The organism is Microbacterium sp. SCN 69-37 (genome assembly GCF_001724435.1).
Lineage (GTDB): Bacteria > Actinomycetota > Actinomycetes > Actinomycetales > Microbacteriaceae > Microbacterium > Microbacterium laevaniformans.
The window spans coordinates 1-15,145 of record NZ_MEEL01000045.1; the positions used below are offsets into that span (position 1 = coordinate 1).

Here is a 15,145-nt window from a genome sequence, read left to right on the forward strand (position 1 = left end):
CGTGTCGGGATGCCCGTACAAGAAGGTCTACTTCAACCACCGCACCGGCAAGGCCGAGAAGTGCACGATGTGCTACCCGCGCATCGAGGTGGGCCTGCCCACCGTGTGCTCGGAGACCTGCGTCGGGCGGCTGCGCTATCTCGGCATCGTGTTGTACGACGCCGACCGGGTGGCGCAGGCGGCGGCCGTCGAGGACGACAAGGCGCTGCTGCAGGCGCAGCGCGACATCATCCTCGACCCGTTCGACCCCGCCGTCATCGAGGCGGCACGCGCGGGCGACATCCCCGAGGACTGGATCGAGGCCGCACAGCGCAGCCCGATCTGGAAGCTCATGCAGTACCAGGTCGCCCTGCCGCTGCACCCCGAATACCGCACCATGCCGATGGTCTGGTACATCCCGCCGCTCTCCCCCGTCGTCGACGTCGTGACCGGCTCGGGCAACGACGGCGAGGACGCGCGGACCCTGTTCGCCGCCATCGACAAGCTGCGGATCCCGATCGGCTACCTCGCCGAGCTCTTCACGGCGGGCGACATCGCCCCCGTCGACCTTGCCCTGCGCCGCCTCGCCGCGATGCGCTCGTACATGCGCGGCGTGAACCTCGACGACGAGCGCGACGAGCGCATCGCACGGGCGGTCGGCATGAGCGGCACCGAGGTCGAGGAGATGTACCGGCTGCTCGCGATCGCGAAGTACGAGGAGCGCTACGTCATCCCCTCGGCGCACACGGAGCAGGCTCACGCCCTCGAGGAGATGGCGTGCTCGCTCGACTTCGACGGGGGCCCCGGCATGGGCGGCGCCGGTCCGTTCGGCTCCTCGAGCGGTCCGAGCGTGCCCGTCGCGGTGGAGAACTTCCACATCCTCGCCGACCGGCAGACCGCCGACCGACCGTCGTCGCCCGGGCGCGTCAACCTGCTCAACTGGGACGGCAACGGCAACGCCGACGGGCTCTTCCCGCCGACCTCGATGACGGCGGTGCGCGAGACCGGCAAGGGCAAGGACAAGAACCAGGGCGCGGGTGAGGGCGGCCCATGAGCTCCGTCCTGCCCCGCGTCACCCCGCGCCGCCTCCTGCCCCCCGAGGTGCCCGCCCTGCGGCTGTCGGCCGTCGACCGCGCCGCCACCCACATGCTCGCGTCGCTCCTGCTCGACTACCCCGATGCCGCGTGGTTCGGGCGCCTGCCCGCCCTGCGTCCGCACATCGACGCGCTGCCGTCCGCGATCTCGGAACCCCTGACATCCTTCGTCGATCAGGCCGAAGCGGCCGGCGAGGCGGAATGGCAGCGGCGCTACGTGGTCACATTCGACCTCAAGCGCAAGTGCAGCCTGTACCTGAGCTACTACGCGACCGGCGACACGCGCCGCCGCGGCGTCGCGCTGGTCACGTTCCTCGAGGCGTACCGCGCCGCCGGGTGGGAGTTCGACGCGGACGACCTGCCCGACTTCCTGCCGGCGGTGCTGGAGTTCTCGGCCCGCGCCGACGCCGCGACCGCCGATGCTCAGATCGCCGGCGCGCTGCTCGCCTCGCACCGCGAGGGCATCGAGGTACTGCGCGCCGCGCTCGAGGGCATGTCGAGCCCGTGGGCGCTCGTCGTGCGCACCGTCACGCAGTCGCTTCCCCCCATCGACGCCGCGACCCGCGAGCGCTACCTCGACCTCATCAACGAGGGGCCGCCCACCGAGACGGTGGGCCTCAGCTTCCTGGGGCAGCTTCCGCCCTTCCGTCCCGTCTCGCAGGAGGCACCATGACCACGCTGCAGATGATCCTCTGGGTCGCGATCCCGTACGCCTCGATCGCGGTGTTCGTCGTCGGGCACATCTGGCGCTACCGCTACGACAAGTTCGGCTGGACCACCCGGTCGAGCCAGACGTACGAGAACCGGCTGCTGCGCTGGGGGTCGCCGATGTTCCACTTCGGCATCCTCATGGTCATCGCGGGTCACGTCGTCGGACTGTTCATCCCCCGCGAATGGCTGTACGCGATCGGCATCAACGAGGAGATGTACCACATCGGCGCGACCGTGCTCGGGACGTTCGCCGCCGTGCTGACGCTTGCGGGGCTCGCGATCCTGATCTACCGCCGGCGTACCGTCGGCCCCGTGTTCCTCGCGACGACCACGATGGACAAGGTCATGTACGTCTTCCTCGGCGCGACGCTACTGTTCGGCACCGCCGCGACGGTCGTGTACCAGGTGTTCGGCGGCGGATTCCGCTACCGCGAGACGATCTCGCCGTGGATCCGCAGCATCTTCCTGTTCCAACCGCAGGTCGAGCTGATGGCCGAGGTGCCGCTGCTGTTCCAGCTGCACGTGCTGACGGCGTTCGCGCTATTCGCGCTGTGGCCGTTCACGCGGCTCGTGCACGTGTTCTCCGCGCCAGTGGGCTACCTGTTCCGTCCCTACGTCGTGTACCGCTCGCGGGATGCCGAGCGCGGCGCGCGCCCCGCCCGCCGCGGCTGGGACCCGGTGAAGGCCCCCGACCCCGAGCGCCTGCACAAGCTCTAGGTTCTAGACCAGCCGGACGGGCACCGCGCGGAAGCCAGCGACGGGTGCCTGCTCACGCTCCGGGTCGCCCGCCGGCTCGATGCGGCCCGCCGTGAGCAGCGCCCGCACGAGCACGCGCAGCTCGGCGGTCGCGAGCAGGCGTCCCGGGCACACGTGCGGGCCGGTGCCGTAGACGAGGTTCGCGGCGGCGTGCGCGGCAGGGTCGAAGGCGTCGGGTTCCACGAAGACGGCCGGGTCGCGGTTGGCGGCGCGCCAGTCGAGCACGACGATCTGGCCGGCGTGCACGGGGCAGCCGCCGACCTCGGTCTGTCGCGTGACGCGGCGTCGGTTGGAGACGAACGGGTCGTCGGCGCGCAGGATCTCGTCGATCGCGGCGTCGAGGTCGGCGTCGGATGCCGCCGCGAGATGATCCTGATGCTCCGGGTGCACGGCGAGCCAGTGCACGATGACGCCGGTGCACAGGGCGAGCGAGCCCAGGTCGCCGCCCGTGACGTTGCGCAGTATCGACACGAGCTCGTCGTCGCGCAGCGCCGAGCCGTCACTGTGCCGCAGCCCCATCAGCCGGGTGGTGACATCGTCGCGCGGCTGCTCCCGACGCCGTCGCAGCAGCTCCCGGATGATGGCGTCGAACCGGTCGGCGATCTCGGCGGTCGCCCGCGGGTGCCCCGTGCGCGATGCGACGCGGTTGTCGGCGACCCACTGCAGCAGCGGCTCCTCCCACTCGGGCAGCCATCCGAGCCACGCCGACTGGGCGCGCACGGCGAAGCGCGCACCGAGGTCGGCAACGGCGCCGAAGGGCGCATCGGCGGCGTCGAGCCGGGCGACGAGGTCGGCGGCGATGCGCTCGAGCTCCGGCAGCAGCTGGGCGACGGCGTCGGCATCCATGAACGGGTCGAGCAGGTGGCGCATCTCGGCGTGCGCCGCCCCGTCGAGCCCGTTGGGCACCTGCAGGTGGCGCGAGACCGCGCTCGAGAACCCCGCGGCGTCGCGCGCGATGCGCGTGACCTCGGCGTGATCGCCGATCACCACGCGACCGTGCCCGTCGACGGAGATGCGCTCATTGGTCGACATGGAAGATTCCTTTCGCGCCCTTCTCGGCGTCGCTCATGATGTGGGTGACGAAGGGATAGTTGCCCGCTTCGGCGAAGGCCAGCTCGACGAAGCCGCCCTGCGCGGGCTGCATCGCGAGCGCCTGCGACCCGCCCGGGTCATCGGGGCGCAGTGTGTAGGCGCCCTCGAAGAACACCGTGTCGAATTGCCCGCCGACGACGTGGAACGACGAGGCGGTGTTGGGCCCGGCGTCGAGGGTCCACACCCGCACGCGCTCGCCGACCGATGCCGCGAGCGGCCGGTAGACGTACTGGTCGGCGTACCCGTTGAACGCGACCAAGTCGGGCTGCTGCGTCGCGATGCGATCCGCGTCGGCCGTCTCGCCCTGCGCGCCGAGATAGAACTCGCTCTGCACGAGCAGGTACTCGCGGGAGACCGGAGCGAGATCGGGCGGATCGATGATGACGGCGCCGAACATGCCGTTGGCGATGTGCATCGACATGGGCATGGTCGAGCAGTGGTACATCCAGATGCCCGCGTGCACGGCGGTGAACGTGTAGGTCAGGCTCTCGCCGGGCTGGATCGTCCGCATCGGCCGGTCGGGTGCGAGCATGCCGGCGTGGAAGTCGATGGAGTGGCCGATCGTCCCGTCGTTGACGAGCGTGATCTCGAAGCGGTCCCCGACCTTACCGCGCAGGACAGGTCCCGGTGCCGTGCCACCGAAGGTCCACCGAGTCTGGCTGACCCCCGGGGCGACGTCGGCGACGATCTCGCGCACGTTCAGCGTGACGCGATGCACGGTGTCGGTGGATGCCGGTGCCAGCGCCGCCGGCCAGGCGGCGAAGTCCTTGTCGGGTGCTCGGGCGAGGTCGATGTCCGCCGCGGCGCTCTCGCCGGTGCGCGCAGCCGAGGATGCGTTCCCACCGTGGCCACCGTGGTCACCGTGGTCGCCACCGCTGCCCGCGGCATCCGCCGGCGCACCCGTGACCACGACGGTCAGCTCCATGCCCATCTGCCGGTGACCGGCGATGGAGCACCAGCCCGCGAGGTCGGCGCCGATGAGCCCCACGGTTACGCTCTCGGAGGCCCCCGGTGCCAGCCGCTGGGTCCGCACGCCATTGGCGAAGGTCAGGTCGTGCACGTCGGTGCCGGTGTTGTGGAAGGTCACGACGAGCTCGTCACCGTACGGCACCTCGATGCGCGCCGGGGTGAACCGCATGCCCGCCACCTCCACCGTCGCCTCGGTCGTCCGCCCGGTCGGCACGACATCGGCGGATGCCGCGGCCGTGGAGATCCCCGCCGCAGCCGGGTCGGCGGCGACGCCCACGCCCACGCACAGCGCGAGGGCGCAGAACGCCGCCACGACGGCCCCGACACGACGGGGCGCGGGCGGCGGCGCCATCGTCGGCGCCGCCAGGCGCACCGTGCGCCCGCGCTCGGGCCGATCCCCCTCGGCGCGGCGGACGCGACGGCCCACGACCACGGCGCGCACGAGGAGGACGGCGAACGCGATGACGATCCCCGTCGCCAGGAACGACAGCAACACGCGGGCGATCGAGGGCATCGGCAGCAGGTACAGGGCGATCGCGCCGTTGAAGGCGACGACCCGGAACGCGCCCCCGCGGTCGAGCACGTCGGCACCGGCTTTGGCCGCCGCAGGGCTGCCGAGCGTGACGACCGGCAGCAGGTAGCTGAGCGCTCCCGACAGCAGCTGCACCGCGAAGCCCGCGACGAGCGGTCCGAGCGCCATCAGGTAGGCGGCGCGCAGGGCTGCCCAGTCCGGCGAGGTCACGGCGAGCACGGCGAGCGTGCCGGCCGCGATCACCACCCAGGCGTACGCCGCCGCGAGACTCCACCCGGCGAAGGTGGCCGGCGGCATCGTCCGCGCCTGTCGCCATCCTTCGACGCCGAGCCGCACCGCTCCCGCCAGCCACACGACCATTCCCCCGCCCACGAGCGGCTGCAGTCCGACGAGGGGGCCCGCCGACGCGATGAGAAGCCCGCCGACGAGAACCGGCAGCGCGTGTCGGGCGGCGACGTCGACGCGCTCGTCCATGCGGGCGTGCAGCACCGTCGGCCACAGCAGCACGAGGGTCCCGAGGGCGGTGAGCCCGATCCAGCCGTAGGCGTTGAGGACGATGTGCGCGGTCACCAGCCGGTCGGTCGCCGTGGGGTCGCCCGCGGCACCCATCGTCGCCCCGATCGCGATGCCGCCGAGGAACACGGCCGCGGCCGCGACGTAGTACCGCACCAGGGGCCCGAACCGCGACGGCAGGGCGCGCCGCAGCTGCACGAGCACCACGACGGCGTGCGCGACGATGGCGAGCGTCACGGTGGCCGCCCCGGCGATGATCAACGGGGCGGCACCGCTCAGCATCCCGACGATGACCACCGCGGCACCGACCGTGTGGAGGGCCAGCCGGATGCCGAGTCCCACCCGTCCCGCCGGCGCGGACCGCCGCAGCAACGTGTCGCTGAAGTGCTGCGACCAGATCAGGATGGCGGCGGTCACCGCACCGAGCAACGGCACGTGCACCATCAGCCACAGCGGCTGCGAGACGAAGCGGTGCACCGTGATCGCCGCGACGGTGAGCACGATCCACACGAAGACGATCGAGTTCGTCAGCAGATACCAGTTACGCCGGCTCATGGGGTCGACTCCTTTCGTGGCGCGCGCCGCGCCCGGACCGATGCGGTGACGGACACCGCGACGACCGTCACCGCGAACAGGACCATCGCCGCAGCCGCCCCGAGGCCGCCCACCCGCAACGAGGGAATCGATCCCCACGCGTCACCGGCGACGACGCGAACGAGCAGCGACACCTGCAGCAGCGCGACAGGCCCGTACATGGCCGGGTGGTAGGGGATGCGCACCCGCAGCACGGCGGGAAGGATCAGCGCGGCGTGGGCCATGATCATCGTGATCACGAAACCGAGGAAGATCGCGTGCGTGGTCGCGTCGTGAACGGGACCCTCGGAGCGTGCGCCACCGAGAAGCCACCCCGCCCCGGCGACGACGAGCCACCCGTAGCCGGCGAGGAGGCACACCGCGATGAAGCGCGGCTGGCCGCTCATCCGCACCGTCGTACGGGCGATGTCGAACCTCACCAGCCACACCGCCAGCGCCAGCAGCAGGGCACCGGCGAAGGGAACGGCCACGACGGCGACCGTGAGACTGATGACCGCGGTGGTCGCCAGCGCCGTCGACAGCGCGAACAGCATCCGCTCGGCGCTCGGGCCCGGTGCGGCCACCCGTGCGAGCTCCCACCGCTCGCCCGCGATGGTGAGCACGAGGAACACCGCGAGCAACGGCACGAGGCGGGCGGGCGGCACCCCACCGCACCACGCGACGGCCGCGACGACCGCGGTCACCGCGCCGAGCGCCTGCACCGCGGTGGCGGTCATCGGCTGGCGCGCCCAGATCGCGCGGTACTGCCCGACATGCACGGCCAGACCCGCCGTGATGAGCATCTGGCCGATGAGCAGCGGCAGCGGCGTCAGTGCGAGCACCGCACCGCCGATGATCAGGAGCGGAGCCGCATACGCCCAGCGCGTGCGCAACGCGACGGCGCGCTCGAGCGAGATGAGGGTGCCGACGAACCCGAACACCATGAGCGGCGCATGCAGCTCGGCCAGGCGCGTCGTCACGAACAGAACCGGGACGCCCATGAGCAGCAGCCCGGCATTCAGCCCCAGCAGCATCACCGCGCCCGCCGGAGCGACGATCAGCAGTCGCGCCGCACGGCCGCGGGGCGCGGATGTGTCCATACCACAACGCTACGCACGCGACGCGCGGGCGCCTCCGGGTCCACCGTGTTTATTGACGGCGCGTGCGCCTACAGCGTCATACCGAAGGCGGCGACGTCGGCGGGGGCGCCGAGGCGGGTGAAGCCGAGACGCTCGTAGAAGGCGATCGCACCGGCGTTCGTCCCCGCGGCGACCAGGTGCACGCCGAGCACGCCCGCGGCACGGAGGGCATCGGTGAGTGCGGCGATCAGCCGCCGACCCCACCCCTGGCCCTGGAGTTCGGGCAGCAGGTCGATGTGCAGGTGCGCGGGATACGCCGCCGCGAAGGGCTCGGCATCCGCTCGGCGCCCGTACGCATACGACAGGACCCCGTCCTGGCGACTCGACGGTTCTCCCGCGGGGTGCGGCCACCGATCCGCGAACCGCGGCCACCACTCGGTGCGGAACCACTCCTCGAACGCGTCGGTGTCGTCGGTGGCGACGACGTATCCCGCCACCCGCCCGTCGTCCGTCTCGACGACCACGGCGAGTTCGGGGTGACGGGCCACGTACGGCAGCACGAACACCGCCCCCCAGATGTCGTCGTCGTCCAGGATGCCGGTGGCATCGCTGCCGGCATCGCCGGTGCGCAGGCAGATGTCGGCGAGGGCGGGTTCGTCGCCGGGGCGGAAGGAACGCAGGTGGGGCACGGGGCGAGTCTAGGCCGCAGCCTCCGTGCGCTCGGCGGCATCGGTGTGTTCGGCCGCCGCGGTGATGCGGTTGGCCATCCCCCGGAAGATGAAGCCGTGGAAGGGCAGCACGGCCAGCCAGTACAGCCGCCCCGACAGGCCGGAGGGGAAGAACACCGCCCGCTGGCGGTAGACAGCGCCGCCGTCCGGTCCCGGCTCGCAGCCGAGGTCGAGCCATGCGAGTCCCGGGACCTTCATCTCGGCACGCAGGCGCAGCAGCTGCTGCGGCTCCACCTTCTCGACCCGCCAGAAATCGATGACGTCGCCGACGGCGACGCGGCTGCGGTTTCGCCGGCCGCGCACGAGCCCTACGCCTCCGACGACCCGGTCCATCCAGCCGCGCAGCGCCCACAGCACGGGCGCGGAGTACCAGCCGTTCTCGCCGCCGATCCCCTCGATGACCTCCCAGAGCCGCGCGGGGCTCGCGGTCGTCGTCGCCGTGCGCACGTCGGTGAAGACGGTGCGCCCCGACCAGTCCGGATCGGACGGCAGCGGATCCGACGGCACGCCGCTGACCTCGGCATCCTGCCAGCTCGTCTCCACACTGTCGGCCGCGACGCGACCCAGGGCCAGCGCCACGGCCCGACGATAGGGCGTGAGACCACCCGCGGGCGGCGGGATGATGGCGTCGATGTCGTGGTCGTCCATGACGCACTCGTTCTGCAGTGAGGCGATGAGCGGGCGGGCGATCGAGCGCGGCACCGGTGTCACGACGTTCACCCAGTGCGACGCCAACCCGGGTGTGAGCACCGGAAGGGGCGCGATGGGCCGCTGCGGCAGGCCCGCTTCGACCGCGTAGCCGTTCATCATCTGTCCGTAGCGCAGCACATCGGGGCCGCCGATGTCGACGGCGCGGTTCACGTCGGCGGCGACGCGTGCAGCCCCCAGCAGGTAGTACATGACGTCGCGGACGGCGATCGGCTGGATGAAGTTGCGCACCCACTTGGGGGCGGGCATGTACGGCAGCACCTCGGTGAGGTGGCGGATCATCTCGAACGACGCCGACCCCGACCCGATCACGACCCCGGCCTGCAGCACCAGCGTCGGCACACCGCTGGCGAGGAACACCTCCCCCACCTCGACGCGGGAGCGCAGGTGCGGGCTCAGCGGCACGCCTTCCGGGTGCAGTCCGCCGAGGTAGACCAGACGAGCGACGGATGCCGCGGCCGCCGCCGTGGCGACGGCGCGCGCGGCCTCGAGGTCGGCCTGCTCGAACCCGGCGCCGGCCGACATCGAGTGGATCAGGTAGTAGAGGACGTCCACGTCGGCGCAGGCCTGCGCGAGCGCCGGTTCGTCGACGGCGGAGCCGACCATGACCTCGACCTCTTCACCCCAGGAGAAGGCGCTCAGGCGGGCCGCATCGCGCACGAGCACGCGGACGCGATAGCCCGCGGCGATCAGCCTCGGCACGAGCCTCCCGCCGATGTAGCCGGTCGCGCCGAGCACGAGCGCCCGCGGCGCCGTGCCGTCCGCGCGGGGTACGGCGCGCAGCTCCTCTTCCCGACCGGTGGGGCTCGACAGCTCGCTCATGTGTGTCACGCTAGACGGCTGCTGCGCGCGGCGCATCCCCTTGCGCACGGGGTCGCCGCGCGCAAGGACGAGCGTCAGCGGCGGCCGGTGCCGAAGAGCCCCCGGATGACGGAGTTCAGGATCGTCTGGGTCGACTTCGAGTTCAACACCTGCTCGATGGGCGATTTCTGTGACGCGCGGGAGGTGCGCGTCGTCCGCGTCGAGCCGCCGGTGGAGCGCAGGATCCGGTCGTACTCCTTCTGTCGCTCGCGCTCGGCGGCGGCATCCGCCTTCGCCTGTGCGGCCCGCTGCTTCTCCTGCTCCTTCGCCGCCTGCTCCTGCACCTTGGCCTGTTCGGCCGCGGCGTCCGCCTCCGCGGCGGCGTTCATCTTCGCGGTGAGGATCTCGCGCGCCGACTCGCGATCGATCGGCGTGCCGTAGCGGGCCAGCAGCGGCGAGGCGTGCACGGCTCGCTCGATGTCCGGGTCGGGGGTGGGCGACATGAGGCCCTGCGGCGCGCGCAGTCGCGTCCAGGCGACCGGGGTCGGCGCACCCTTCTCGTTCATGACGGTGACGATCGCCTCTCCGGTGCCGAGCTCCTGCAGCACCCGTTCGAGGTCGTAGCCGCTCGTCGGATACGTGCCCACGGTCGCGCGCAGGGCCTTCGCGTCGTCGGGGGTGAAGGCACGGAGGGCATGCTGCACGCGCGAACCGAGCTGGCCGAGCACGTCGGAGGGCACGTCCTTCGGCGTCTGCGTGACGAAGAAGACGCCGACGCCCTTGGACCGGATGAGGCGGACGGTCTGCGTGATCGCGGCCAGGAACGCCTTGGACGCATCGCGGAACAAGAGGTGGGCCTCGTCGAAGAAGAACACGAGCTTCGGCTTGTCGAGGTCGCCCACTTCGGGGAGGATCTCGAACAGCTCGGCCAGCAGGTACATGAGGAAGGTCGAGAAGAGCGCCGGCTTGTCGGCGACGCCGGGCACCTCCAGCAGCGAGATCACCCCGCGTCCGTCCGGAGCGGTGCGCAGGATGTCGCGCACGTCGAACTCGGGCTCGCCGAAGAAGACGTCGGCGCCGTCGTCGGCGAAGGTGATGAGCTTGCGCAGGATCACGCCGGCCGTCGCCGACGACAGCCCGCCGAGCTCCTTGAGCTCGTCCTTGCCCTCGTCGCTCGTGAGCCACGTGAGCACGGCGCGCAGGTCGGACAGGTCGACCAGGGCCAGTCCGTTCGCGTCGGCGTAGTGGAAGACGAGTCCGAGGCTGGACTCCTGGGTCTCGTTGAGGCCGAGCACCTTGCTCAGCAGCAGCGGCCCGAACCCCGAGACGGTCGCGCGCACCGGCACGCCCTTGCCGACGCCCCCGAGGGCGAAGTACTCGGTGACGGATGCCGCGGGCGCCCACTCCTGTCCGATCGCCGCCGTCCGCGCGAGCAGCTTCTCGCTCGGCGCGCCCGGCGTCGCCACGCCCGACAGATCGCCCTTCATGTCGGCGGCGAAGACCGCAACGCCCTTCGCGGCGAGCTGTTCGGCGAGCCCCTGCAGCGTGCGGGTCTTGCCGGTGCCGGTGGCTCCCGCGACGAGGCCATGTCGGTTCATCATGGCCAGCGGGATGCGGATCTGCGCCGACGGCACCGGCTCGGTGTTCATCAGGGCACCGAGATCGAGGGTCAGGCCCTCGAAGGCGTACCCCTTCGCGATCGCGGCGACCTGGTCGCCGTCGAGAGGTCCGGATGCCGCGGCATCCGGTGCCGCCGCGGCATCCGCAGCCGGAGCGGCCGGCGGGGCCTGCTCCTCGGGAGGAGATATCGCCTCGGGAGGTGCAGAGGCGGCCTCGGCGTCCTCCGGAGCGGAAATCTCCTCCGCGGGCGCAGGGCCGGCGGCGCGCGCGGCCTGGGCGGCGGCGAGCGCGGCTTTGGCCTGGGCGAGCTTCAGCGCGGCCTCGGCCGCCTCTGCCTCGGCCTGAAGTCGGGCAAGTTCTGCGTCATCGACAGCGCTCATGGCGCTCAGCCTAGCGAGCGCAACCGCTCGTTCTCGCGCTCGAGCATCCGCGCGCAGATCCCCGCGATCACGAGGGTCGCGCCGACCCCGACGAGCGTTCCGCCGACGGTGTCGCTCAGCCAGTGGGCGTGCACCTGGGTGCGACTGAACGCCATCGCGAACACCCAGGCGCCGCCGACGACGGCGACCCACACCCGTGGAAAGAGGATGACGGCGATCGTCGCGAGGGTCGCGGCATTGGCGGTGTGTCCGGAGGGGAACGAGCCGTGGTCGGAGAAGACGATCATGTCCTCGGGGCGTGCGCGGCCGAACAGCGCCTTCAGCAGCTGCACGAGCGCGACGCTGCCGAGCGGGGCGACCACGACGAAGAGCGCGCCGCGGGGCCGGCGCAGCCACAGCAGCAGCCCGACGCCGGCGAGCGGCACAACGAAGGTCGCGAACCATCCGCCGCCGAGGAAGTTCATCGCGAGGGCGGCGCCGTCGAGAAAAGCGAAGCGGTCGACGAAGACGTTCCACCACTCGTCGACGTTCACGTCGGCTTCGACCACCACCTGGATGCCGAGCCACACCGTGATCGCGATCAGCAGCACGCCCACGACGAGCCGCTGGAGCATGACCGTGGTGACGTCATCGTCCAAGGGTGCTCTCATCGCCCCATTATGCCCGACGCCCGCGGCTCAGGGCGCGAGCCGCTCCACGGTCCACGGTCGCACGATCGCCCAGAGCGAGATCGCCCCGATGAGCGCGCATCCCACCATGACCGATGCCATCGTCGTCGCCGTGATCCCGGCATCGCGCGCCACCCATCCGACGATCGGGGAGATGAGTCCCGCGACCCCGAAGTTCGTCGCCCCGAGGATGGATGCCGCCGTCCCGGCGGCCTTGCCGTGGCGATCGAGCGCGAGCACCTGCACGCAGGGGAACGTGAAGCCGCACGCCGTCATGAACACGAACAGCGGCACCATGGTCCCCCACAAGCCCCATCCGAGCTGGTCGCACACGATGATCGCGATCGCGGCGACCACGAGCACGCCGGTCGACACCGACAGCACCCACTGCGGGCCGAAGCGGGCCGCGAGGCGCGCGGCCACCTGCACACCGACGACGAGGCCGAGGGAGTTGGCGGCGAACAGCAGCCCGTACTGCTGGGCGTCGAAACCGTATGTCTCCTGGAAGAGGAACGAGGAGGACGACAGATACGAGAAGAGCCCGCTGAAGGACATACCCCCGATGATGAGCACGCCGACGAACACCCGGTCGCTGAAGACGGCACGGTAGCGCTGCAGCACGGTGGTCGCTCCCCGCTCCTTCCGCCGTGCGGCGGGCAGCGTCTCGGGGATGAGCCAGATCGCCGCCACGAGCATGACGGCACCGTAGACGGACAGGACGACGAAGATGCCGCGCCACGGCATGACCGACAGCAGCGCGGAGCCGATGAGCGGCGCCACGACGGGCGCGGCTCCGGACACGAGGGCGAGCCGGCTCAGCATGACGACGAGGCGGCGCCCGCCGAACAGGTCGCGGACGATCGCCATCGCGACCACGCCGCCGGCGGCAGCGCCGACACCCATGAACACACGCGCGATGGCCAGGAGCGTCAGATCCGGCGCCAACGCCGCGGCGACACTGGCCACGACGTGCAGGGCGGTGACCGCGAGCAGCGGCACGCGGCGTCCGACCTTGTCGCTGAGCGGTCCGACGATCAGCTGACCGAGCGCGAAGCCGACCATCGTGCCGGTCAGGGTGAGCTGGATCGCCGCGGCGGACGTGCGGAAGTCGGCCTGCAACGTCGGGAACGCGGGCAGGTAGAGGTCGATCGTGAAGGGTCCGAGCGCCGTGAGGGCACCGAGGAGGATGATGTAGACCACGCGGCGTGCCGTCGAGATCGCGTCACCGGGATGCAGGACGACCGGAGCGGTGGCGGGGTGCGATCCGAGCGTGCGGATGGCACCGGTGGCCGTACGCCCGGGGCCGGACGGGACGCGGGTCGGAGCGGTTCGGGGGGCGGATTCTTCGCGCACGGGGTCCAGACGAGTGAAAGCGGAGGGAGCGGTCGCCGAGAGCGGATCGGCGCGCGACCACAACGACAGGGAGGGCTCGAAACGATTCGAGCAGACTTCGATCCTAACCTTTTCCCCAGCCTCAGAGTCATGCAGCCGCATACGATCGACATGCTGCCCCTGCGGGAGCGGCCCCCGACCGCGAATCGAACCGAGGACCCATGACCCCCACTCCATCCGACAAGAAGCGCACGAGCGGCAACCCCGCCACGCGCGCGAACCTCGAGCTGACCGTCAAGCAGCAACGCGAGCTCCAGAAGCAGGAGAAGCTCGCCGAGTACCAGCGTCAGCTCGCGCGCCGGCGGCGCAGCCGTCTCACGTGGTGGATCGTCGGGGCCACGGCTGCCGTCGCCATCGTCGCGGTCGTCGCGGCATCCATCGCCTTCGCGCCGAAGCCGGTCACCTACCAGGCCGGTGGCACCGGTGCCGCCATCGACGGTGTCGAGACGTTCACGAACACGACGCAGCACGTCGCCGGCACCGTGGACTACCCGCAGAATCCCCCCGCGGGCGGCCCGCACAACCAGTACTGGCTGAACTGCGGCATCTACGACCAGCCCCAGCAGAACGAGTACGCCGTGCACTCGCTCGAGCACGGTGCCGTGTGGGTCACGTACGACAAGACGCGGGTCAGCGACGCCGATCTCGATGCGTTGACGGCGCAGCTGCCGTCGTCGTACGTGATCCTCTCGCCGTACGAGGGCCTTCCCACGCCGATCGTGCTCAGCGCGTGGAACGCGCAGCTGAAGCTCGACAGTGCGGCCGACCCCCGCATCCCGTCGTTCTTCGAGGAGTACTGGCGCAACCAGAACGTCCCCGAGCCGACCTCATCCTGCAGTGGTGCGGTCGACGGGCCGGGCAAGCAGTCGTGACCGCGCCCGAGCCGGCGAACGGGCGCGCCCTCCCCCCGTGGTGGGCGGTGCTCCTGGTCGCGCTCGCCGTCGCCGCGCTCGCGTTCGCGATCGGCCGCTTCTCCACCTTCGCCGCGGCCGGGGCTGCGGCGGCACCCACCTCCGACTCCCCCGAGGCCGGGTTCGCCCGCGACATGCAGCTGCACCACGGGCAGGCGGTCGAGATGGCGATGGACATCTACCGCACGACGCAGAACGACGGTGTGCGGGTCCTGGCCTACGACATCGCGACGACGCAGTCGGCACAGAAGGGCGAGTTCTACGACTGGCTCGTCAAGTGGGGCCTGCCGCAGAGCGGCGGTCCACTCATGGCGTGGATGGATGCCGCGGGCACCTCCCACCCGCACGGCGGCGGCGCGGCGCGTCCGACCGACGCGGAGCTGATGACGCAGATGGGAATGGCGAGCGCCGAGGAGCTCGCGGCGATGCGGGCGCAATCCGGCACCACCGCCGACTGCACGTTCCTCGGCCTCATGATCCGCCACCACCAGGGTGCGCTGCCGATGGCGCAGGCGCTGCTGCAGCTCGGACACGAGCCCCGTGCGCTCGCGGTCGCTCAGGGCGTCATCGCGACGCAGTCCGCCGAGATCGACCTGATGACCTCGCTGCGCGCCGGACTCGGTTGCACGACCTGACGCG

The 15,145-nt window shown here is 71.4% G+C and carries 13 protein-coding genes; 5 read left to right on the plus strand and 8 right to left on the minus strand.

Annotated features, from left to right (window positions below; genetic code table 11):
- From ABS64_RS12635 to narI, 3 genes are all read left to right on the plus strand, one after another.
- On the plus strand, positions 1-1,033 hold a 1,033-nt coding region (locus ABS64_RS12635), incomplete at its 5' end, for a 4Fe-4S dicluster domain-containing protein (RefSeq protein WP_363331292.1).
- Positions 1,030-1,746, plus strand: a complete 717-nt coding sequence (gene narJ / locus ABS64_RS12640; protein ID WP_292683940.1) for a nitrate reductase molybdenum cofactor assembly chaperone — start codon at positions 1,030-1,032, stop codon at positions 1,744-1,746. The genes ABS64_RS12635 and narJ, both read left to right, overlap by 4 nt.
- Positions 1,743-2,501, plus strand: a complete 759-nt coding sequence (gene narI / locus ABS64_RS12645; protein WP_292683941.1) for a respiratory nitrate reductase subunit gamma — start codon at positions 1,743-1,745, stop codon at positions 2,499-2,501. The genes narJ and narI overlap by 4 nt, the downstream gene beginning before the upstream one ends.
- A gap of 3 nt (positions 2,502-2,504) precedes the next feature.
- On the opposite strand, the gene ABS64_RS12650 is transcribed toward narI, so the two are convergent.
- The 8 genes from ABS64_RS12650 to ABS64_RS12685 form a co-directional block, all read right to left on the minus strand.
- Positions 2,505-3,572: a cytochrome P450 gene (locus tag ABS64_RS12650; protein ID WP_292683942.1), complete on the minus strand. Its 1,068-nt coding sequence runs from the start codon at positions 3,570-3,572 to the stop codon at positions 2,505-2,507.
- A complete protein-coding gene (locus tag ABS64_RS12655) occupies positions 3,559-6,201 on the minus strand; it encodes a multicopper oxidase domain-containing protein (RefSeq protein WP_292683943.1) in 2,643 nt (880 codons plus the stop codon). Before ABS64_RS12655 ends, ABS64_RS12650 begins: the two co-directional genes overlap by 14 nt.
- Positions 6,198-7,319, minus strand: coding sequence for a hypothetical protein (locus ABS64_RS12660; protein ID WP_292683944.1), 1,122 nt, complete (start codon positions 7,317-7,319; stop codon positions 6,198-6,200). The genes ABS64_RS12655 and ABS64_RS12660 overlap by 4 nt, the downstream gene beginning before the upstream one ends.
- A 68-nt stretch (positions 7,320-7,387) precedes the next feature.
- Positions 7,388-7,987: an N-acetyltransferase gene (locus ABS64_RS12665; RefSeq protein WP_292683945.1), complete on the minus strand. Its 600-nt coding sequence runs from the start codon at positions 7,985-7,987 to the stop codon at positions 7,388-7,390.
- 9 nt (positions 7,988-7,996) lie between these two features.
- A complete protein-coding gene (locus ABS64_RS12670; RefSeq protein WP_292683946.1) occupies positions 7,997-9,556 on the minus strand; it encodes an SDR family oxidoreductase in 1,560 nt (519 codons plus the stop codon).
- 74 nt (positions 9,557-9,630) lie between these two features.
- Complete coding sequence (locus tag ABS64_RS12675) at positions 9,631-11,535, minus strand: helicase HerA-like domain-containing protein (RefSeq protein WP_292683947.1); 1,905 nt, start codon at positions 11,533-11,535, stop codon at positions 9,631-9,633.
- Positions 11,536-11,540: 5 nt separating this feature from the next.
- Positions 11,541-12,185, minus strand: coding sequence for a phosphatase PAP2 family protein (locus ABS64_RS12680; protein WP_036290160.1), 645 nt, complete (start codon positions 12,183-12,185; stop codon positions 11,541-11,543).
- A gap of 27 nt (positions 12,186-12,212) precedes the next feature.
- Positions 12,213-13,697 carry a multidrug effflux MFS transporter gene (locus tag ABS64_RS12685; protein ID WP_292683948.1) on the minus strand — a complete coding sequence of 495 codons (1,485 nt, stop codon included), beginning with the start codon at positions 13,695-13,697 and terminating at the stop codon, positions 12,213-12,215.
- Positions 13,698-13,756: 59 nt separating this feature from the next.
- On the opposite strand from ABS64_RS12685, the gene ABS64_RS12690 reads away from it, so the two are divergent.
- Positions 13,757-14,467 carry a DUF3105 domain-containing protein gene (locus ABS64_RS12690; RefSeq protein ID WP_288120985.1) on the plus strand — a complete coding sequence of 237 codons (711 nt, stop codon included), beginning with the start codon at positions 13,757-13,759 and terminating at the stop codon, positions 14,465-14,467.
- Positions 14,464-15,141, plus strand: coding sequence for a DUF305 domain-containing protein (locus ABS64_RS12695; RefSeq protein WP_292683949.1), 678 nt, complete (start codon positions 14,464-14,466; stop codon positions 15,139-15,141). Before ABS64_RS12690 ends, ABS64_RS12695 begins: the two co-directional genes overlap by 4 nt.
- The last annotated feature ends 4 nt before the right edge of the window (positions 15,142-15,145 follow it).

Excerpts from the sequence above, each read along its gene's own strand:
- ABS64_RS12660 (WP_292683944.1), bottom strand. The coding sequence starts at position 7,319 with ATGGACACATCCGCGCCCCGCGGCCGTGCGGCGCGACTGCTGATCGTC.
- ABS64_RS12690 (WP_288120985.1), top strand. The coding sequence starts at position 13,757 with ATGACCCCCACTCCATCCGACAAGAAGCGCACGAGCGGCAACCCCGCC.
- ABS64_RS12685 (WP_292683948.1), bottom strand. The coding sequence starts at position 13,697 with ATGCGGCTGCATGACTCTGAGGCTGGGGAAAAGGTTAGGATCGAAGTC.
- narJ (WP_292683940.1), top strand. The coding sequence starts at position 1,030 with ATGAGCTCCGTCCTGCCCCGCGTCACCCCGCGCCGCCTCCTGCCCCCC.
- ABS64_RS12650 (WP_292683942.1), bottom strand. The coding sequence starts at position 3,572 with ATGTCGACCAATGAGCGCATCTCCGTCGACGGGCACGGTCGCGTGGTG.
- ABS64_RS12675 (WP_292683947.1), bottom strand. The coding sequence starts at position 11,535 with ATGAGCGCTGTCGATGACGCAGAACTTGCCCGACTTCAGGCCGAGGCA.
- narI (WP_292683941.1), top strand. The coding sequence starts at position 1,743 with ATGACCACGCTGCAGATGATCCTCTGGGTCGCGATCCCGTACGCCTCG.
- ABS64_RS12670 (WP_292683946.1), bottom strand. The coding sequence starts at position 9,556 with ATGAGCGAGCTGTCGAGCCCCACCGGTCGGGAAGAGGAGCTGCGCGCC.
- ABS64_RS12680 (WP_036290160.1), bottom strand. The coding sequence starts at position 12,185 with ATGAGAGCACCCTTGGACGATGACGTCACCACGGTCATGCTCCAGCGG.
- ABS64_RS12655 (WP_292683943.1), bottom strand. The coding sequence starts at position 6,201 with ATGAGCCGGCGTAACTGGTATCTGCTGACGAACTCGATCGTCTTCGTG.